This window comes from Streptomyces sp. NPDC014764 (assembly GCF_043082785.1).
Taxonomy (GTDB): Bacteria; Actinomycetota; Actinomycetes; order Streptomycetales; family Streptomycetaceae; genus Streptomyces; species Streptomyces althioticus.
In genome coordinates this window covers 31,046-49,782 of record NZ_JBIBXY010000006.1, presented here as the reverse complement: position 1 = coordinate 49,782, position 18,737 = coordinate 31,046, and the positions used below count along the sequence as shown (strand labels likewise).

Sequence of the window (18,737 nt, the reverse complement as noted above, 5' to 3'; positions counted from 1 at the left end):
CGCCCGGCACCCCCAGGAGGGGCGCCGGGCGCCGTTCGTGCGCCGCGATCCGCCCGGGCGGCGCTTCACAGGGGGAGGACCACCGCCCATGGCATCGCCGCAGACGAGACCGCTCGACCACCGCTACCGGGGCGAGCATCCCGTGCGCACCCTCGGCTACCTGTTCCGCGCGGACCGCGGCAGGCTGTCCGCGGCCGTCGTCGTCTTCACCGTCAAGCACAGCCCCGTCTGGCTGCTGCCGCTGATCACCGCGTCCATCATCGACACCGTCGTCCAGCACCAGCCCATCTCCCGGCTGTGGACCAGCACCGGCGTCATCATGTTCATTCTGCTGGTCAACTACCCGCTGCACGTGCTGTACGTCCGCCTCCTCTACGGCAGCGTCCGCCGCATGGGCACCACCCTGCGCTCCGCGCTGTGCACGCGCATGCAGCAGCTCTCCATCGGCTACCACTCCCGGGTCAGCGCGGGCGTGCTCCAGGCCAAGGTGGTCCGCGACGTCGAGACCGTCGAGCAGATGGTTCAGCAGACCGCGGAGACCGGGCTCGGCGCGTTCACCGTGCTGGCCGGCGGACTTGTCATCATCGGTGTGCGCACCCCCGAGTTCCTGCCCGTCTTCCTCGTCGTCGTGCCCGCCGCGGCCCTGCTCGTGGCCCGGCTGAGGGCGCGGCTGCGCACCCACAACGAGCACTTCCGGCACGAGGTGGAGACGCTGTCCTCCCGCGTCACCGAGATGACCCGGCTGATCCCCGTCACCCGCGCCCACGGCCTGGAGGGCAAGGCGCTGCACCGCATGCACGGCACCCTCGACCGGCTGCTCACCTCCGGGATGCGCCTCGACCTGGTCAACGGGCGGTTCGGCTCGCTGGCGTGGGTGGTCCTCAACGTGGTCGGCGTGATGGTGCTGGCCGGAGCCGCCCTCGTGTCCTACTACGACGTCTGGGGTGTCACCGCCGGTGACGTCGTGATGCTCAGCGCCTTCCTGACCACGCTCACCAACTCCACCACCACGCTGGCGGGTCTGGCCCCGGTCATCACCAAAGGGCTGGAGTCGGTGCGCTCGGTCGGCGAGGTGCTGCAGGCGCCGGAGCTGGAGGACAACGAGGGCAAGGCCGAACTCACGGCGCTGCACGGCGCGGTGACCTTCGAGGGCGTCGGGCACGCCTACGACGGCGACGACCGCCCAGCGGTGCAGGACTTCACCCTCGACGTCGCCCCGGGCGAGACCGTCGCTCTGGTCGGCGCTTCCGGGGCGGGCAAGTCCACGGTGCTCAACCTCGTCATCGGGTTCATCCGCCCCACCTCCGGCCGGCTGCTGGTCGACGGCACCGACATGAACACCCTGGACCTGCGCACCTATCGGCGTTTCCTGTCCGTGGTGCCCCAGGAGTCGATCCTCTTCGACGGCACCGTGCGGGAGAACGTCGCCTACGGCATGGACGACGCGGACGAGGAGACGGTGCGGGCCGCGCTGCGCGACGCCAACGCGCTGGAGTTCGTCGACCGGCTGCCGCAGGGCCTGGACACCCTCGTCGGGGAGCGCGGGGCGCGGCTGTCGGGCGGACAGCGCCAGCGGCTGGCCATCGCCCGCGCCCTCATACGGGACCCCAAGGTGCTGGTGCTGGACGAGGCGACGTCCGCCCTGGACACGCGTTCGGAGGCGCTGGTGCAGGAGGCGCTCGCCCGGCTGCTGCGCGGGCGGACCACATTCGTCGTGGCGCACCGGCTGTCCACGGTGCGCGGTGCCGACCGGATCGTGGTGATGGCCGACGGGGCGATCCAGGAGGTCGGCACGCACGAGGAGCTGCTGCGGCGGGGCGGCGCGTACACGGCGCTGCACGGCGGACAGGTGGCCTGAGCCGCCGTCCGCTCCTCGGGGCCGGGGTGGCCTGCTGGCCCGGTGGTCCGGTGGCCCGGTGGCCCGGTGGGTCCGAGTGGCCGGGACGGCCAGGCGGGCCGGTCGCAGTGCGACTGTTTTCGGTCATTTTCGATCAACAGGGCGCGGGGTGTGTGTGGTTTCGTCGTCTTCGGGCATGCGCACCGAAAAGACGAAAGGGGCGCTACGTGCTCGTACCGGATCCGAAGGTCGTCAGGCAGCTGCTGACGCGGTATGCCACGCTGCGGATCGCGCAGGCGGAGCGACAGACTCCGGCGGTGGTCGGGGAGCTGGAGGACGTCACCCGCAGGCTCTGCGTGACGATGGGCACGGCAGGCATCCACGACGCCATCGCGCGCGCCGACGACCTGCTCACCCGTGCTCGGACGGACCGTCGCCGGTCACCCGAGGCGGACGGCGATAGCGGCCTGTCTCTGGCCGTCTGAGCCCGCGGCCCGGCCGTCCGCCGGGACGGCCGCGGCGCGCTCGCCCCTGAACGACCGGCGATAGGCGTACGGGGTGGTCCCCACCACCTTGCGGAACCGCTCGCGGAACGCCGTGGGGGAGCCGAACCCCGCCTGCTGCGCGATCCGTTCGACCGTGTGGTCGCTGTTCTCCAGCAGGTACTGGGCGCGCCGCACCCGGGCCCGCAGCAGCCACTGCAGCGGTGTGGTGCCGGTCTGCTCGCGGAACCGGCGGCTGAAGGTGCGCTCGCTCATCCCCGCCCGCGCCGCCATCGCGGCGAGCGTCACCTCGTGCGCCACGTTGTCCTCGATCCACTCCAGCAGCGGCTCCAGGTCCGAGCCGCGCGGCACCGGCGGGTGCTCGTGCACGATGAACTGGGCCTGTCCGCCCTCGCGTTCCAGCGGCATCACCGACATCCGCGCGGCGTTCGCCGCCACCGCCGACCCGAAGTCACGGCGGATCATGTGCAGGCACATGTCCAGCGCGGCGGCCGCGCCGGCCGAGGTGAGGATCCGCCCGTTGTCCACGTAGAGCACGTCGGGCTCCACCTCCACCCGTGGATACGCGTGCGCGAACTCCTCGGCGGCCACCCAGTGCGTGGTGGCGCGCAGTCCGTCCAGCAGGCCTGCCTCCGCCAGCACGAAGGCGCCCACGCACACCGACGCGACCCGGGTGCCCGCAGCGGCCGACCTCCGCAGCGCCGCGAGCACCGCGGGGGAGGGCGGCGGGGAACCCGGGGCGCGCCCTGGCACGATCACCGTGTCCGCGTCCGCGAGCGCCTCCAGACCGCGGCCGACGCGCAGCGTGAAGCCGCCGTCCGCGGCCACCTCCGGCCGCTCGGCGCACAGCCGGACGCGGTACGGACGCCGGCCGTCGGGCAGCCGCGTGAAGTCGAACACCTGCATGGGGGCCGCCATGTCGAACGGCACCACACCGTCCAGTACGAGGATCGCCACGGAGTGCATGAAGGCCACCTTAGACAGATTCCCGCCACCCGCCCCACCCGGTCCTCGTCACGCCGTGCCTGGTCACCACGGTTGGCGGGAATCCGTGGGGAACTGTCGATCCAGCCGCTGTCCGGCCGCTGTGACGGCTCCTAGCGTGAACCCGGCATCCCGCCGAACAGGCCGGCTGCGCCGATCAAGCTATGCCGATCAAGCTATGTCGATCACGTCAAGGAAAGAGCCCCGGTGACCAAGCTGCTCCTGTCCCTCCACGTCCTGGCCGCCATCGTCGCCGTCGGTCCCGTGACCGTCGCCGCCAGCATGTTCCCGCCGGCCGCGCGCCGCGCCGCCCCGGCGGACGGGACCGACCCCGGCCCGCGCGCGGCCGGCACCGTGGAACTGCTCCACCGGATCTGCCGTGTCTACGCCCGACTCGGTGTGCTCGTGCCCGTTCTGGGCATGGCGACCGGTCTCGCGATGGGTGTCCTCGGCGACGCCTGGCTCATCGCCTCGGTCGTTCTCACCGCCGTGGCCGCCGGTACGCTCATCGCCCTCGTGCTCCCCCGCCAGGAGGAACTCGTCGAGCAGGTGACCGAGCGACAGCTCGTCGATCACCGCAGTACCGTCCAACTCGCCATGTTCACCGGCGTGTTCAACCTGCTCTGGGCGACCGTCACCGTCCTGATGATCGTCCGGCCCGGCTCGACTACGGGTGCCTGACGTCCGGAACGCCCACTTCACCCCCGTTGGCCGCATACACTCGGCAGTCGCGGCCCCGCACCGGGGACGCCGAGCAGAAAGGCACGTTGTCGGGTGTTCCAGGATTCCCCCATCTACGACCGACTCATCGCGGAGTGCGGCGACGTGCCCGCACAGGTCCGCCGCGAGGCCGAACGCGTGAACAGGGAACTGGAGTCGGTCATGCGGCCCCTGCAGTCGCCCGGCTACGGCTCCGGCCTCGACCGGCCGCACGGAGCCCCCGGCAACGGCTGGCAGCGCGCCGCCCTGCTGCCCGGCCCCCGGCCGCACTGACGCTCGTAGGCCCCTGGCCGGAGCGGTGACCGGGGCTCACCGCTGCGGGCTCACCGCGCCGTGGTGACCGAACCGGCCGGCTCCGCCGGCTCCTCGGGGACGGGACGGGAGAGCCACTCCGCGATGGTCCGCGCGATCGGCTGTTCCGTCTCCACCTCGACGAACCCGAACTGCCCCGACTGGTTGCACTCCAGGAACCACCAGGTTCCGTCCGCGTCCTCCGCGAAGTCGAAGGCCCCGTAAGCCAGTTGGGCCCGGCGCATGTAGTCGAGCACGGCGTCCGCGGTGCGCGGCGGGACCCCCACCGGCTCCCACGGCGGGCCGGGCGCGGCGAACCGCACGTCCACCACCTGCGGGTCGGCGTCCGGCGCCGTCGTCTTGCGGGCCGCCAGCAGCACGTCACCCACCACGGTGAGCCTGATGTCCGCCTGCTTGGCGATCCGCCGCTGAAGCAGCGTCGGCCCGTAGGCCACCGCCGAGAAGTCCGTGTCCGGCGCCACCCTGCTCGTCGGCACGGCGCGCGGCGGGTCCTGCGGATGCGCGCCCGACACCGGCTTCACCACCAGGTCCGGGAAACGCTCCGCGAACTCCCGCGCCGCACGCGGGAACGTCGTGATCACCGTCGCCGGCACGGGCAGCCCGCAGCGCTGGGCCAGGCGCAGCTGCCACGGCTTGTGGCGGGCCTGTCGTGCGGCGTCCGGGTGGTTCATCCATCGCGCGTCGCAGCTGCGCAGCATGCCGTAGAGGGCCTGCGACGCTTCTTCGGTCAGCCAGGCGGACGGCTGCGGGGCGCGCTCGGCCGGAGCGCCGGGGCGGCGCACCCACACCGACCGCAGCCCGCCTATGCTCACCAGCCGTCCGCCGGCGGACAGATGGCCGCGGAACCGGCCGTGGACGTACTCGCCGGACAGCGAGACGCCGCCGGTGAGATCGGCGGGGTCGAGACGGACCACCGGCACCCCTGCGCCGTTCAGGTGGACCACCACCATGTCGGCGGTCACATCCTCCTCGCAGGTGAGGATCAGCACGGTCATGGTCTACGGTCCGCGTTCAGTCGTCGAAGTGGGTCTTGGAGCCCGCGGTGGACGTGGTCGTCCCCACCTCGCGCAACAGGGCGTGGTCGCAGGCCGCGATCCGCCCGTCACCGAGGACGTTCAACTGCAGTCCGGAGTCATACGCATACGGAGTGGCAACGGCCAACTCCACCGCCGGACGGGCGTAGTTGAGCGCGAACGGTTGCATCGTCTCTCCCTCGTCGGTGCTGCGCCGATCAGGCAACGGCCCTCTGTGCGCCGCCGCTTGGTCCGCCGACTTGCGTTGGCTTCCAGAGACTTATACGAATCGAACGGGTGGTTGGTTTCCTCACGGAGCGTAATCATCGGCGGGTTGTCGTCCCGGGTGCCTTCCGGGCACTCCGGGCGCTCCCGCGCCGAGGGAACCACGCATGGTGCGCAGAGCGAGCAGCAGGACGCCGATGTCGTCCAGGTACACCGGATCGGGTAGCAGATCGGCCGGTAGCACCAGGTAGAGCACCGCGCCCCAGAACACCCAGCGGGGCCCGGTGGGCAGCCCCGCCCGCCGCAACTCCCGCCGTGTGCGGACCAGACGGACCAGCACGGCCACGGCGCCCGCCAGCACCAGGGCCGCGAGGACCGCGAGGCCCCACACCACGGTCGTTGTGTCCAAGGTCACAGCCCTCCTCCCGATGGCCGCGCGACGCGGCCTCGCCCCCCGACACAGTCCTCGAGGAAACGGATTCCCCTTCCGGGCCCCGGTATGGCGGCGGGGACCGGCCATGCGCCGGTCACGACCGCTGCCCCGTGAACAACACCCGAAACACGGAATCGTCGCAGGTCATCCCTGCGGCTCAGTCAAGTGGCAGCCCGCGGTGGGGGAGCCTAGTAATGGTCATCAGTCTTCCACTGGAGTCGATCATGACCACTTTCTCCTCGTCCTCCTCCAACGAACCGGGCATACCCGTGGATACGGCCGCGGCCCCGCCCGTCGGCACGACGGGCACCGCGACCGGCGCGCACCGGCCCGAACCGGCCTGGGCGCGCAACCGGACGGCCGACCGCACGGCCCAGGCCGACGCGCGGTACGCGGCCGGCGCGGACGTGGGCACGGCGCCACCGCCTGACCCGTCCGGGACCGGCCGCACGGCTCGTCAGGCCGACACCGGCCACCCACGTGATCCCGTGCACGGCAACCATCCGCGCGATCCGGTCGACCGGCCGCGCGAACCCGCCGGGGTGGAAGGGCCCCGGGACCCGGTGGCGACGGTCGATCTGGTGGATCCCGTCGACACCACGAGGGAGCCGGTGAGGGAGCCGGGAGCGCCACGCCGCCTCGGTGACGCGCCGGACCCCGCCGGTCCGCCGGGCAGGGCCACCGGGGCGACAGGACGCGTGTACGCCGATCCGGTCACCGATCTGGTGCACGCGGCCGTGTCCGACCGTCCCCTCGAGGAGGTCGTCGACCTCATCACCGCGCTCGAACGGTCGCCCGAGCACACCCGCGCCGTGGTCGACGCGCTGCGCGCCGCCGGTGTCGACCGGTCCGTGGAGGACGTCACCCGGCTGGTCGCACTGCTGACCCGCCCGCCCCGTGACGCCGCCAGCGCGGACGAGACGATCCGCGCGGCCGCCGCCCACCGGTCGGTCGAGGACGTCACCCTCCTCGTCGCGCTGCTGCACAACGAGCCCCTTGCACCGCACTGTCGTGAGGAGGCACTGCGCGCCGCCGCCACCGGCCGGTCCGTGGACGAACTCGTCGAACTGATCGACCGTCTGGCCGCCCAGCGTCCCCCCGAGCACCTCCTCGTCGCGGCACAGGCCGAGACCGGGTGCGCGCACGAGCCGCGCCCCGGGGAGCAGCAGGAGGACGTCCGGCCCGACAACGCGCGCGCGGCGGTCCCGCGTGACGGTCTGCGCGTCGCGCGCCGGAAGCCCGCCGCGCGGAAGAACAGCCGCCGCACCCCCCGGCCGGCCCGGCGTCCCGGCACCGTCGCCAGGTCCGCGATCTGGACGAGCTGGCTGGCCGCCGCCGCCCTCGCGGTCTGCGCGGTCACCCACTTCCCGCTGCAGCGTGACGGCGTGTCGCTCAACGTGCACGCCCTCGCCGTCGGCCTGTCGGTGCTCTGCACGGTGCTGGCGCTGATCCTGGTGGTGCGGCCCGCGGTGGTCGTGCTGGTGGGAGCGGTCGTGGTGCCGTCGGCGCTGGCCGTCGCCCACGCCTACGGCGGGTCGTTCTCCGACGCCGCCCTGCCCCGGGCGGCGGATCTCGCCCTCGCACCCTCCTGGCTGGCCACCTCGGCCGCCGTCGCGGCGGCGCTGCTGGCCCTGACGGCCCTGGTGGTCCGCGTGGCCACCCCGGTCCCAGGCGGCCGCTGGGCCCCCTGGCCTCCGGTCGAACCCCACCACGCGACGGACTGACCGCCGCGCACCCCGGCCCCGGAGGGCCCACCAGGCCGCCCCCCGGGGCCGACGCCTGCCCCCGACCCGGCTGCCTCGGCCGGCGGCCGCCGCGACATCCGGCACGCCAATGGCAGGACACCGGGCGACGCCTCGCAAGGGATCGCGGCCGAGGCCTGTCCGACCTCCGCCACCGGTGTCATGTACCCAGAGGCCGCCGAGATCACGGTCGGACCCACCCCGGGGAACGCCGTGCCCCTCAGGGACCTCCTCCTGGGCTCGATCAGCACCGCCGAGAGGATCGCCACACCGCTGCTGACCTGGCGCACCGTCACCTGGACGCCGCGCCGACCCCGCGCCGCGCCCGGACGCCGGCTCACTGCGGCAGGGGGTGTGGCGCCCAGCCGGCGGTGGCGGGGTCACGCACCCGCCTCCAGCCGGAACCCGCAGCCCTGCCGGCGTCGGCGGAGCCACCGGCCGTGGCCGGCCACCACGATCGCGCCCGGTCCGCTGCCCAGTGCCTCCTCCAACTCGCCGCACAGGCCGGGCGAGGGGTGGTCGGTCGGCTCGTCGAGCAGCAGCGCCGGGGGCCGCCGGACGGTCCGTGCCGCGTCCGCAGCGCGGCCAGGGCCAGTCGGCCGCGCTGCCCGCCGGACGGCTGCCCGAGCGTGCGGTCGCGGCCGACCCCGGTCAGGCCGACGCCGTTCTCCCCGATCCGGCCGACGCGACGGCCCGGGGAGGCGGTCAGGGTGATGCCGTCGAGCACCCGGCGCCCGCCGAGGTCGTGGGTGAGCAGAGACGGTTGGGCCACGGGTTTCCGTCCGAGGTGGCCGGCCCGCCGGGCGCGGGCCAGGCCACACGTCGGCGGCTCACACCTCGGGGGCTCCTGTCTCCGCCAGCAGGCCGTCGGCCAGCCGCAGCCAGCGGCTGATTCCGATCTCGGCGAGGAACCGCTCGTCATGGCTGATCACCATGAAGGCGCCCTGGTAGGAGTTGAGCGCGCTCTCCAACTGGCCGGCGCTCACCAGGTCGAGGTTGTTGGTCGGCTCGTCGAGCAGCAGCAGGTGCGGGGCCGGTTCGGCGCACAGTACGCAGGCCAGGGTGGCGCGCAGCCGTTCACCGCCGGAGAGCACCCCGACCGGCAGGTGGGCGCGCGGCCCCCGGAAGAGGAAGCGGGCGAGCAGGTTCATCCGCTCCGCCTCGGGCCGCTCGGGAGCGAACTGCGCGAAGTTCTCCGCCACGGTTCGGTCCAGGTCCAGCAGGTCGAGCCGCTGGGACAGATAGGCAATGCGGCCGTCGTTGCGCTTGATGTCGCCCCTGTCGGGGGTGAGGTCGCCGGTGATCAAGCGCATGAGGGTGGTCTTCCCGGCGCCGTTGGGTCCGGTGAGCGCGATGCGTTCGGGGCCGCGGATCGTCAGATCGACGCCGCCCGTTCCGAACACGTTCGTGTCGCCACGGTTCACCTGCATGCCCACGCCGAGGAACAGGTTGCGGCCGGCCGGCACCTGGGTTTCGGGCAGCTCCAGGCTGAGGCGCACCTCTTCGCGCAGCGCCCGGCCGGCCTCGTCCAGGCGGGCCCTGGCCTCGCTGACGCGGGCGGCGTGCAGGATGCCGGACCTGCCGGCGGCCTCCTGCGCGCCCCGCTTCATGTTGCCGGCGAAGATGCGGGGCAGACCGGCGCTCTTGAGGTTCCTGGCGGCGTTGCCGGCGCGGCGCTCGGCGCGCTCGCGGGCCTGCTGCGCCTCGCGCTTCTCGCGCTTCAGCTCCTGCTCGGCGTTGCGGATGTTCTTCTGCGCGACCTCCTGCTCGCCCCTGACGGCCTCCTCGTACTCGGTGAAGTTGCCGCCGTACAGACGCAGTTCGTTGCCGCCGAGTTCGGCGATGCGCTCCATGCGGTCGAGCAGCGCGCGGTCGTGGCTGACCAGGAGCAGGCAGCCGTTGAAGTCCGACAGCGCGTCGTACAGCTTGTGCCGGGCCTGGGCGTCCAGGTTGTTGGTGGGCTCGTCGAGCAGGAGGACGTCGGGACGCTTGAGCAACTGGGCGGCGAGGCCGAGGGAGACGACCTGGCCGCCGCTGAGCGTGCTCAGGCCGCGGTCCAGGGCGAGGTCGCCAAGGCCCAGGCGGTCGAGCTGGGCACGGGTGCGCTCCTCGATGTCCCAGTCGTCACCGATGGTGGCGAAGTGCCCTTCGTCGACGTCGCCGGACTCGACGGCGTCCAGCGCGCGGATCACCTCCGCGACGCCGAGCACCTCGGCGACCGTGAGGCTGTTGGTCAGGGGCAGGTTCTGCGGCAGGTGGCCGAGGGTGCCGCTGACGGAGACCGATCCGGTCGTGGGTGTGAGTTCACCGGCGATCAGCTTGAGCAGGGTGGTCTTGCCGGAGCCGTTGGGCGCGACCAGGGCGGTGCGCCCGGGGGTCACGGAGAACGACAGGTCGTGGAAGACCGGGGTGTCGTCGGGCCAGGCGAAGGAAAGGTTCGAGCAGGCGATGGCTGCGTCGGACATGGGACGACCTCGGAAGCACGGAGGGCGGAGCGTGAACATCCGCCCTGGGCAGACGGTGGAGAAAGGGGAACGACGAAACAGGCCACCCCGGCAGCGCTCCTGAGCGCCGGCCGGTGGCCGTCATGTCCGGATCTCACCCGGAGATGTCGTCTTCACCCACCACGTCTGTGACTCCTCGATCGGCGACCTGCCTTCATCCCAATTTAACAGCTCGGGCAGACCGCGCTGCGTCGGAAGACGGTCCGGGGCCGCAGCGGGCTCTAGCCGTCGGACGGTGCCTTCGGTTCGCCCTCCGGGGCCGTCTCCTCCGGGGAGGGCCGGCCGCGACGGGAACCGCCCGGCTTCAGGCGTTCCAGGGTGCGCGTCAGGTGCTGGAGCGGGGCCGGGGTCCGGGGGCGGGGCGGCTGTGCGGCCGGGGGCGGTGGGGCGAGTCCCGTCTCCCGGTAGGCGGCCAGCGCCTCGTGGGCGCGTTCGGCGGCCTCCCGGTACAGGTCGCGGGACTTCGTCATCGCGTCCAGCGCCTCGGCGTACATCGCCACCAGCGCCCGCTCCCGCTCCAGTTCCTCCGCGACGGTGAGCAGGTGCCAGTCCTCGCGCAGCGCGGTCAGCGCCTCCTCGGCCCGCTCCGGGAGCTCCCTCGGCAGCGCGTCGTACCGCAGCACCGCGTCCACCAGGTCCGTGGGCTCCGTGCCGTCGAGGAACACCGCGCGCACCGCGAAGGCGTCCGGCTCGTACCCCTCGGGGACCGGGCGGCCGGGCAGCACCGCCGCGCCGCCACGGGGGACCTCCACGTCGAACTCCCGCAGCGCCCAGTTCGTCACCCGCGCCTGCTGCGGGGTGGCCCGGTGCTCGACGACCCGGTCCCGCAGACCCGGCGGCAGCCAGTGCGCGAGCGGGACGTGCCCGCGCTCGTCCGGGGTCATCGCTTCGTGGACGACGACGTGGACGTACCAGGGGTCGCGGGCGCAGTCGCGCAGCCGGCGCCGTACGTCCTTGTCGTCCTCCGGGAGCGGGTTGATCTCGCCGGGGCGCAGTCCCGATACCGGGTCGTGGTTCCAGGCGGCGTCCGGTTCCTGCGGCCAGAACATCGTGACCGGGGACGGCCAGGAGGGGTCCCAGGGGTGTTCCGCCTCGGCGACCAGGAGCCAGTCGCGCTCCGGTCCCTTCGCCTTGGCGGGGGAGAGGGCCAGGCGGGCGCGGACCGTGACGCCGTCCCCGACCCGCGTTCGAGACTCGAACACCAGGTCGGGCTTGGTGTCGTCCGCCGGGAGCTCCAGGAAGTCGTCGATGGTCCCGGCGTCCTTCAGGGCGGAGAGGCTGCGCCGGAGCGTCTCGTCGGCCCGCTCCCCGACGTGGCGGCCGCGGGTCGTCCGGACGGTGGGAGGGACGGTGGGGCGGGCTTTGGCAGAGATCGGCATGGGTCCAGTCGTGAGCGGGGGCACGTGCTGCCTCTCAGTATCGTCGCCCGCGCAGGACGACGGGACGCCGGGTTCCGCCGTACGGCGGCCCTGCTCGCGGACATCCCGCCCGGACGGCCGACACCCCGGGCCGCGGGGACCGCCACCCGCACATCCGATCCCCCGCACCTTCCGGACCACCCGCGCGGGCCCCACGCCCCGCCTCGTACAGAGGGCGAAAACGGCGGACTCTACCAGCGCCCCGACCCTCATGTCGCATATTCCACGGGAAAACGCCAAAGCCCTCACCACGGTCGAGCACACACCGTAGCGTCGACGTCACGTTCGCGGTACAGCCGTGCGAGGAGGGGGATCCGGCGTGCCCGGAATCGACGAGAGTCTGTTGGAAGCCATGCGACTGCCCGGCGCACGTGGCGCCCTGGTGGTCGACTGGATCAGCGGGCTCGCCCTGGGCGCGGTGGGGGAGGCGCCGGGCGGCGACGTGGAGGCGACCGCCGCCGAGACCGCCGAACTGGCCCGACTTGCGATGGAGAGCGGCGCCCTCGCCCCCGCGCACGCCGGCCAGGGGAAGGAGCCGCCCGTCGAGGATCTGATCCTCACCACCACGGACGCCTTCCACCTGCTGCGGTTCGTCGTCACCACCTTCGACAGCACGGTCTTCCTGTTCCTGTCGCTGGACCGCGCCGACGGCAACCTCGCCCTGGCCCGCATACGGCTGGCCGAGATGGCGGACCGGATGGTGCTCGGATGACCGCTGCCGCCGCCCGCGCGGACGGATCCGCCCCCGAACTGCTGGACACCCTCGCCGCCGACCATGCCACCGGGGCGCTCACCACCCGCTCCGGCGTCTTCTACCTCGCCGCCGGACACGTGGTCCACGTCGAGTCCGCCCACAGCCCCGCCCTCGGCGACCTGCTCACCCGCAGTGGCGCCCTCGCCCCGGCCGGCTGGTGGGAGGCCGTCGAGCGTGCCGGGGCCCGGCAGCGGGTCGGCCGCCAGCTCGTCGACAGCGGACGCCTCACCGCCGGGGCCCTGGAACTGGCCCACCTTGGCGCGCTCTTCGACGCCGCCTACTTCGCGCTCGCCCACGACGGCACCGACCTGCGCTTCCGCCCGGGCGTCGCGCACTGGCTCGGCGCGGTCCGTCCCGTGACCGTCGCGACTGTGCTGCGCGAGTCGTACCGCCGCCGCGCACTGCTGGACCGCATCTGGCCCGACGCGGCCGTCGACACCGCGCCGCTCGCCCGGACCCCCGCCGCCGACCCGGCCGCGCTGCCGCCCCGCAGGGGCCGCGCGCTCGCCCTGGTCGACGGCGGGCGCACCGCGGCGCAGATCGCCTCCGCCCTCGCCCACCGCACCTTCCACACCCTCGTCGAACTTCGCAGGCTGGCCGCCGACGGACTGGTCGCCCCCGCACCCCCCGCGCCCGCCCCGCCCGTCCACCCCGTCCCCGGCGCGGGCCGCGCCGACTGGGACGAGCCCGACACAGCGCTGCTGCGACGGCTCCTGGACGCCTTGGAGGCACTGTGATCCGCACGCGCCGGCAGCGTGCCGAAAGGAGACTGCTCATGGCCGTCGAGACCGACGTGCTGGACGAACTGCGTCGGCTCCGCACCCGCGTCCCGCGGCTGGCGGGCTCCCTCGCGGCCACCGTCGACGGACTCGTCCTCGCCCACGACGTGCCCGGCACCGAACCCGAAGGGCTCGCCGCGCTCACCGCCGCCGCACTGGGCGTCGCCCACCGGATGACGGACGCGGCCGGACGCGGCGACTTCCGCGAACTCATGGTGCGCGGCGCCCACGGCTACATCGCCACCTACGCCGCCGGCACCACCGCCGTGCTCACCCTCCTCGCCGACGACCGGGTCAACGTCGGCCGGCTCCACCTGGAGGGGCGGCGCAGCGGGACCCGGATCGCGGAACTGGTCGACGCCCGCATCGGCCCCGGCGGCGGACGCCACGCCGACCGGCCCGCCCCTGCCGACGGCGCCCCGGACCCGGCCGACCGGTCCCGGCCCATCGGCACCCTCCCCGTGCGGACCCCGCAGCGTCCCGCCCACCGGCCGCGGACCGGGGGCTGACCCGCACCCACCGAACCCACCACCCGGCCGGACGCCCGCACACCGCCGGCGCCGGCCCGTACCACCCTTCACGATCCGGAAAGGACACCACTCATGGCCAACACCGAGACCTCGCTCAAGGAATGCCTCAGCTCCATCGACGGCGCGACGGCCGCCGCGCTCGTCGACTACACCAGCGGCATGGCCCTCGGCACCCTCGGCGGCGGCAAGGACCTCAACCTGGAGGTCGCCGCCGCCGGGAACACCGACGTCGTGCGGTCCAAGCTGCGCACCATGGAACTGCTGGGGCTGAAGGAGGAGATCGAGGACATCCTCATCACCCTCAACAGCCAGTACCACCTCATCCGCCTGCTCAAGGGACGTGGCGGCAACGGCCTGTTCCTCTACCTGGTGCTGGACGCCGGCCGGGCCAACCTGGCCATGGCGCGCCACCAGCTGCGCCGCATCGAGAACGAGCTGGAGGTCTGACACCGCGCACGTCCGCGGCCCCGCGCCCCACCGGTGCGCGGGGCCGCGGACGTGCCCGACGGGCGGTCCCCGCCGGGTGCGCGGCCCGCCCGATGCCGTACCGTCACGTTTGCCGGACCGTTACCGACACCCGCCCCGGAGGACGCCGGGCGGGCGGTGCCGGAGTGTGGGGACAGGAGGCACGCGGGTGACCGACGCCGGGCGGGAGACGGCCCCGGATCGCGCCGAGGACGCGCGGGTACGTCTGCCGCAGCTCAGGCTGGACGAACTGCTGGAGGAACTGCAGGCGCGCATCGACGCGGCCCGCGGCACCCGCGACCGGGTGCGCAGCCTCCTCGAGGCGGTCCTCTCCGTCGGCCGCGAGCTCGAACTGGAGCAGGCGCTGCACTCCATCGTGGAGGCCGCCGCCGCGCTGGTGGACGCGCGGTACGCCGCCCTCGGCGTGATCGGCCCGGACGGCAAGCGGCTGTCCGCCTTCCACACCGTCGGCGTCAGCGACGAGGAGATCGCCCGCATCGGCCACTACCCCGAGGGCCACGGCATCCTCGGCGAGCTGATCCGCCACCCGCGGCCGCTGCGGGTGCCCAAGCTCTCCGAGCACCCCGCCTCCTACGGCTTCCCGCCGCACCACCCGCCGATGAACACGTTCCTCGGCGTCCCGATCCGCGTCCGTGACCAGGTCTTCGGCAACCTCTACCTGACCGAGAAGCGCGGCGGGGCACAGTTCGACGAGGAGGACGAGTCGGTCCTGTCGACCCTGGCCGTCGCCGCCGGCGTCGCCATCGACAACGCCCGGCTCTACGAGGACTCCCGGCTGCGGGAGCGCTGGCTCCAGGCCAACGCCGAGATCACCCACGCGCTGATGTCCGGCAGCGAGCGCGGCGAGGCGCTGCTGCTCGTCGCCGAGCGGGCCCGGGAGATCACCGGGGCCGCCCTCGCCGTCGTCGCGGTGCCCATGGGGGGCACCGACTCGCTGACCGTGGAACTGGCCCTCGGCCGGGACGCCGAGACGCACCGCGGCCTCGTCGTGCCGGTCGGGGGCAGCCTCCTCGGCCGGGCGTTCGCATCCGCCACGCCCGTGACTTCGGCGGACATCGCCCACGACGAACGCGTGTTCCAGGGCCCGCAGACGTTCACCGGCCTGGGGCCCGCCGTGGCGGTGCCGATCGGCGGTGAGAACGGCGTGCGCGGCGTCGTGCTGCTGGTTCGCGCGGCCGGCGGCCACGCCTTCACGGACAAGGAGATCGAACCGCTGCGGGGCTTCGCCGCCCAGGCCGCCGTGGCGATGGAACTGGCCGAGCGCCGCCAGGACGCCGAACAGATCGCCGTCCTCGAGGACCGCGACCGTATCGCCCGCGACCTGCACGACCTGGCCATCCAGCGGCTGTTCGCCACCGGCATGACCCTGCAGAGCGCCGGCCGGTTCATCGAGCACAAGGGAGCCTCCGAGCGGGTCCTTCGGGCCGTCGACGACCTCGACGAGACCATCAAGATCATCCGGTCGACCATCTTCGGCCTGCGCTCCCGCGCCGCGGGCGGCACCGGGACCGGCCTGCGCGCCCGCGTCGTCCGGCTCGTCGGGGAGGCCGCCCCGCTGCTGGGCTTCGCGCCCAGCGTGCGGATGGAGGGTCTGATCGACACCCATGTGTCCAAGGAGGCCGCCGACCACCTGGTGGCCGTGCTCTCCGAAGGGCTCACCAACGTCGCCCGGCACGCCCGCGCGAGCCGCGCCGAGGTGGCCGTGGAGACCGACGGGCGCGAGGTGCGGCTGACCGTTGCGGACGATGGCGTGGGCATGCCGCCGGGCGGGCGCCGCAGCGGTCTGCGCAACATGGCCGAGCGCGCCGGGCAGCTCGGCGGTGCCTTCGAGGTCACGGACACCCCGGGCGGCGGCACCACCCTGGTGTGGCGGGTGCCGGTGGGCGAGCGGTAGCCCTCCGTCCGGGCGGTGTGTGTTCCGCTCCGGCCGGGGGTACTCGGAGCGCCGTTCCGGTCGCGTCGTGACCGCCCGGCCCCGCCGCCGGGAGGACTCGCCGCCGGTGACGGCGCCGGGCCGGGCCGCTGACGGCCCCCGGCGCTCTCGTACGGGCCGCACGGCCGCGTGCGCGGCGGTCGTCGGCGGGAGGAGCGGCGAAGTGACGGGCTGGACCTGGCAGTACGAGGGCTACGAACCCGCCGACGAGCGCCTGCGGGAATCGCTGTGCACCCTCGGTAACGGGTACTTCGCCACCCGTGGCGTCCTCGCGGAGTGCGCCACCGACACCGTGCACTACCCCGGCACCTACGCGGCAGGCGTCTACAACCGGCTCGTCTCCTCGGTCGGCGGCCGTCAGGTGGAGAACGAGGACGTCGTCAACCTGCCCAACTGGCTGCCCCTGCGTTTCCGCAGGCCCGGCGGCAGCTGGCTCACCCCCGACACCACGCCCGTCCTCGACCACGCCGTCACCCTGCACCTGTCCTCCGGCCTGATGGAGCGCCGGACGCGGTTCGGACTCGGGGCGGACGGCGCGCTCCTGGTGCGGCAGCTGCGGTTCGTCCACATGGCGGACCCTCACCTCGCGGGTCTGCGCACCGAGTTCACAGCCGAAGGGTTCTCCGGGCCGCTCGAGGTCGAGGCGGCCCTCGACGGCGGCGTCACCAACTCCGGGGTGCCTCGCTACGCCGACCTGGACGGCCGCCACCTCACCCACGTGGTCACCGGCACCTCGCAGCAGGACGCCGTATGGCTGCACTGCCGCACCCGGACCTCCGACATCAGGGTCGCCTACGCCGCCCGGCTGACCTCGCCCGCGTCCGTCACCGTCCGCCACGAGCTGCCCCGCGCGGTGCAGACGACCCGGCTGGACCTGACGGACGGAACCACCCTGACCGTCGACAAGGTCGTCGCTCTGCACACCTCACGCGACCCGGCGATCAGCGACCCGCTGCACGCCGCCGTCGACCGGGTGCACCGGGCAGCCCCCTTCGACGAGCTGCTGGCGCCCCATATGGCGGCCTGGCAGCAGCTGTGGCGGCGGGCGGAGCCGGACGTGCCCGACGATGTGGGGCGCATCCTGCGGCTGCACCTCTTCCACGTCCTGCAGACCCTCTCCCCGCACACCGCCGACCTGGACGTGGGGGTGCCGGCCCGCGGCCTGCACGGTGAGGCGTACCGGGGGCACGTGTTCTGGGACGAGCTGTTCGTCCTGCCGTACCTGAACCTGCACTTCCCGGAGGTCTCCCGGGCGCTGCTGCACTACCGGTACCGACGCCTGGAACGCGCCCGGACGGCGGCGCACGACGCCGGGCGGCGCGGCGCGATGTACCCGTGGCAGTCCGGCAGCGACGGCCGTGAGGAGACCCAGCAGCTGCACCTCAACCCGCGGTCGGGCCGCTGGCTGCCCGACCACTCCCACCTCCAGCACCACGTGGGCTCGGCGATCGCCTACAACGTGTGGCAGTACTGCGAGGCCGCGGGCGACGAGGAGTTCCTGCACACCAAGGGCGCCGAGATGCTGCTGCAGATCTCCCGCTTCTGGGCCGGCTCCGCCTCCTTCGACGACCGGCTGGGCCGCTACCGCATCAAGGGCGTGCTGGGCCCCGACGAGTACCACGACGCCTACCCGGAGGCGGACCGCCCGGGCCTCGACGACAACGCCTACACCAACGTCACCGCCGCCTGGGTGCTGGCCCGCACCCTGGAGGTGCTGCGCCACCTGCCCGAACCGCGCCGCCGTGAACTGGCCGAGCGCACCGGCCTCGACGAGGCGGAACTCGACCACTGGGACCACGTCTCCCGCACCCTGCACGTCCCCTTCCACGACGGCGTCGTCAGCCAGTTCGAGGGGTACGGCGGCCTCGCAGAGCTGGACTGGCGGGGCTACCGGCGCCGGTACGGGGACATCAGGCGGCTCGACCGGCTCCTGGAGGCCGAGGGCGACACCGTCAACCGCTACCAGGCGTCCAAGCAGGCGGACGTCCTCATGCTCGGCTACCTGTTCTCACCGTCCGAACTCCAGGGCGTGTTCCGGCGTCTGGGGCTGAGCCTGGACGAGCGGACCTGGCGGCGCACGGTGGACTACTACCTGCACCGCACCAGCCACGGCTCCACCCTGAGCGGCCTGGTGCACGGCTGGGTCCTGGCCCGGGCGCGCCGCAGGGACGCCTGGAAGTTCTGCCAGGAGGCCCTCCAGTCGGACATCGCCGACATCCAGGGCGGCACCACGGGAGAGGGCATCCACCTCGGGGCCATGGCGGGCACCCTCGACCTGGTGCAGCGCGGCCTGACGGGCCTGGAGACCCGCGGCGGGGCCCTGTGGCTCGACCCCGTGCCGCTGCCGGAGCTGTCCTCCTACGGCATCACCGTCCGCTACCACGGCCACTGGGGCGTGCGGCTGCGGCTGGAGAGCGGGTCGGTGGAGATCACCGTGCCTTCCGCCGGCCGCTACCCGATCGAGGTGCACCTGCCCGGACACCGCGCGGTGCGCGTGGACCCGGGGGAGACGGCCCGGCTCACCCTGCTGGAATGACGACGCCGGGCGTCCGGCCGGTACGGAG

17 protein-coding genes and 1 pseudogene are annotated in these 18,737 nt (G+C 73.5%); 11 read left to right on the top strand and 7 right to left on the bottom strand.

Going from position 1 to position 18,737, the window contains the following annotated elements; translation table 11 throughout:
* Nucleotides 1–88 precede the first annotated feature (88 nt).
* Nucleotides 89–1,858 (top strand): ABC transporter ATP-binding protein, encoded by a 1,770-nt coding sequence (locus ACF1AG_RS16645; RefSeq protein ID WP_359606148.1) that lies wholly within the window; start codon nucleotides 89–91, stop codon nucleotides 1,856–1,858.
* A 206-nt stretch (nucleotides 1,859–2,064) separates the two neighbouring features.
* Nucleotides 2,065–2,322 carry a DUF5133 domain-containing protein gene (locus ACF1AG_RS16640; RefSeq protein ID WP_359606146.1) on the top strand — a complete coding sequence of 86 codons (258 nt, stop codon included), beginning with the start codon at nucleotides 2,065–2,067 and terminating at the stop codon, nucleotides 2,320–2,322.
* Here ACF1AG_RS16640 and ACF1AG_RS16635 read toward each other — a convergent pair.
* Entirely contained in the window at nucleotides 2,278–3,306 is a 1,029-nt protein-coding gene (locus ACF1AG_RS16635; protein WP_359606144.1) for a helix-turn-helix domain-containing protein, read from the bottom strand. The two genes, ACF1AG_RS16640 and ACF1AG_RS16635, sit on opposite strands and share 45 nt — an antisense overlap.
* Nucleotides 3,307–3,531: 225 nt before the next feature.
* Between ACF1AG_RS16635 and ACF1AG_RS16630 the strand changes: the two genes are divergently transcribed.
* Together ACF1AG_RS16630 and ACF1AG_RS16625 are read left to right on the top strand one after the other, a co-directional pair.
* Nucleotides 3,532–4,005 (top strand): hypothetical protein, encoded by a 474-nt coding sequence (locus ACF1AG_RS16630; RefSeq protein WP_387795145.1) that lies wholly within the window; start codon nucleotides 3,532–3,534, stop codon nucleotides 4,003–4,005.
* Between the two features lie 93 nt (nucleotides 4,006–4,098).
* Nucleotides 4,099–4,317, top strand: coding sequence for a hypothetical protein (locus ACF1AG_RS16625; protein WP_359606140.1), 219 nt, complete (start codon nucleotides 4,099–4,101; stop codon nucleotides 4,315–4,317).
* Nucleotides 4,318–4,367: 50 nt separating this feature from the next.
* On the opposite strand, the gene tgmB is transcribed toward ACF1AG_RS16625, so the two are convergent.
* The 3 genes from tgmB to ACF1AG_RS16610 form a co-directional block, all read right to left on the bottom strand.
* Nucleotides 4,368–5,351 (bottom strand): ATP-grasp ribosomal peptide maturase, encoded by a 984-nt coding sequence (gene tgmB, locus ACF1AG_RS16620; protein WP_391809936.1) that lies wholly within the window; start codon nucleotides 5,349–5,351, stop codon nucleotides 4,368–4,370.
* A gap of 16 nt (nucleotides 5,352–5,367) precedes the next feature.
* Nucleotides 5,368–5,559, bottom strand: coding sequence for a putative ATP-grasp-modified RiPP (tgmA, locus tag ACF1AG_RS16615; protein ID WP_004935783.1), 192 nt, complete (start codon nucleotides 5,557–5,559; stop codon nucleotides 5,368–5,370).
* Nucleotides 5,560–5,679: 120 nt separating this feature from the next.
* The gene (locus ACF1AG_RS16610) at nucleotides 5,680–6,003 is read right to left on the bottom strand and encodes a YkvA family protein (protein WP_359606136.1); all 324 of its coding nucleotides are present in this window, start codon (nucleotides 6,001–6,003) and stop codon (nucleotides 5,680–5,682) included.
* A 248-nt stretch (nucleotides 6,004–6,251) separates the two neighbouring features.
* Between ACF1AG_RS16610 and ACF1AG_RS16605 the strand changes: the two genes are divergently transcribed.
* On the top strand, nucleotides 6,252–7,751 hold the full coding sequence (locus ACF1AG_RS16605) for a hypothetical protein (protein ID WP_359606134.1): 1,500 nt from the start codon (nucleotides 6,252–6,254) through the stop codon (nucleotides 7,749–7,751).
* Nucleotides 7,752–8,203: 452 nt separating this feature from the next.
* On the opposite strand, the pseudogene ACF1AG_RS16600 reads toward ACF1AG_RS16605, so the two are convergent.
* The 3 genes and pseudogenes from ACF1AG_RS16600 to ACF1AG_RS16590 form a co-directional block, all read right to left on the bottom strand.
* A pseudogene (locus ACF1AG_RS16600) lies at nucleotides 8,204–8,541 on the bottom strand (ABC transporter ATP-binding protein); the annotation flags it as partial.
* A gap of 58 nt (nucleotides 8,542–8,599) precedes the next feature.
* A complete protein-coding gene (locus ACF1AG_RS16595) occupies nucleotides 8,600–10,234 on the bottom strand; it encodes an ABC-F family ATP-binding cassette domain-containing protein (RefSeq protein WP_359606132.1) in 1,635 nt (544 codons plus the stop codon).
* A 260-nt stretch (nucleotides 10,235–10,494) separates the two neighbouring features.
* Nucleotides 10,495–11,652, bottom strand: coding sequence for a hypothetical protein (locus tag ACF1AG_RS16590; protein ID WP_387795140.1), 1,158 nt, complete (start codon nucleotides 11,650–11,652; stop codon nucleotides 10,495–10,497).
* Nucleotides 11,653–12,010: 358 nt separating this feature from the next.
* On the opposite strand from ACF1AG_RS16590, the gene ACF1AG_RS16585 reads away from it, so the two are divergent.
* The 6 genes from ACF1AG_RS16585 to ACF1AG_RS16560 all read left to right on the top strand — a co-directional run bounded on the left by ACF1AG_RS16585 (nucleotide 12,011) and on the right by ACF1AG_RS16560 (nucleotide 18,709).
* The gene (locus ACF1AG_RS16585; protein ID WP_359606128.1) at nucleotides 12,011–12,403 is read left to right on the top strand and encodes a hypothetical protein; all 393 of its coding nucleotides are present in this window, start codon (nucleotides 12,011–12,013) and stop codon (nucleotides 12,401–12,403) included.
* Entirely contained in the window at nucleotides 12,400–13,182 is a 783-nt protein-coding gene (locus tag ACF1AG_RS16580; RefSeq protein WP_387795139.1) for a hypothetical protein, read from the top strand. Before ACF1AG_RS16585 ends, ACF1AG_RS16580 begins: the two co-directional genes overlap by 4 nt.
* A 38-nt stretch (nucleotides 13,183–13,220) precedes the next feature.
* Nucleotides 13,221–13,733 (top strand): roadblock/LC7 domain-containing protein, encoded by a 513-nt coding sequence (locus ACF1AG_RS16575; protein ID WP_359608210.1) that lies wholly within the window; start codon nucleotides 13,221–13,223, stop codon nucleotides 13,731–13,733.
* A gap of 93 nt (nucleotides 13,734–13,826) precedes the next feature.
* Nucleotides 13,827–14,201 (top strand): hypothetical protein, encoded by a 375-nt coding sequence (locus ACF1AG_RS16570; RefSeq protein WP_024888267.1) that lies wholly within the window; start codon nucleotides 13,827–13,829, stop codon nucleotides 14,199–14,201.
* A gap of 187 nt (nucleotides 14,202–14,388) precedes the next feature.
* On the top strand, nucleotides 14,389–16,134 hold the full coding sequence (locus ACF1AG_RS16565; RefSeq protein ID WP_391809935.1) for a GAF domain-containing protein: 1,746 nt from the start codon (nucleotides 14,389–14,391) through the stop codon (nucleotides 16,132–16,134).
* A gap of 202 nt (nucleotides 16,135–16,336) precedes the next feature.
* Nucleotides 16,337–18,709, top strand: a complete 2,373-nt coding sequence (locus ACF1AG_RS16560) for a glycoside hydrolase family 65 protein (protein WP_391809934.1) — start codon at nucleotides 16,337–16,339, stop codon at nucleotides 18,707–18,709.
* Nucleotides 18,710–18,737: the final 28 nt, after the last annotated feature.

Excerpts from the sequence above, each read along its gene's own strand:
- ACF1AG_RS16645 (WP_359606148.1), top strand. The coding sequence starts at position 89 with ATGGCATCGCCGCAGACGAGACCGCTCGACCACCGCTACCGGGGCGAG.
- ACF1AG_RS16635 (WP_359606144.1), bottom strand. The coding sequence starts at position 3,306 with ATGCACTCCGTGGCGATCCTCGTACTGGACGGTGTGGTGCCGTTCGAC.
- tgmB (WP_391809936.1), bottom strand. The coding sequence starts at position 5,351 with ATGACCGTGCTGATCCTCACCTGCGAGGAGGATGTGACCGCCGACATG.
- tgmA (WP_004935783.1), bottom strand. The coding sequence starts at position 5,559 with ATGCAACCGTTCGCGCTCAACTACGCCCGTCCGGCGGTGGAGTTGGCC.
- ACF1AG_RS16605 (WP_359606134.1), top strand. The coding sequence starts at position 6,252 with ATGACCACTTTCTCCTCGTCCTCCTCCAACGAACCGGGCATACCCGTG.
- ACF1AG_RS16595 (WP_359606132.1), bottom strand. The coding sequence starts at position 10,234 with ATGTCCGACGCAGCCATCGCCTGCTCGAACCTTTCCTTCGCCTGGCCC.
- ACF1AG_RS16590 (WP_387795140.1), bottom strand. The coding sequence starts at position 11,652 with ATGCCGATCTCTGCCAAAGCCCGCCCCACCGTCCCTCCCACCGTCCGG.
- ACF1AG_RS16580 (WP_387795139.1), top strand. The coding sequence starts at position 12,400 with ATGACCGCTGCCGCCGCCCGCGCGGACGGATCCGCCCCCGAACTGCTG.
- ACF1AG_RS16575 (WP_359608210.1), top strand. The coding sequence starts at position 13,221 with ATGGCCGTCGAGACCGACGTGCTGGACGAACTGCGTCGGCTCCGCACC.
- ACF1AG_RS16570 (WP_024888267.1), top strand. The coding sequence starts at position 13,827 with ATGGCCAACACCGAGACCTCGCTCAAGGAATGCCTCAGCTCCATCGAC.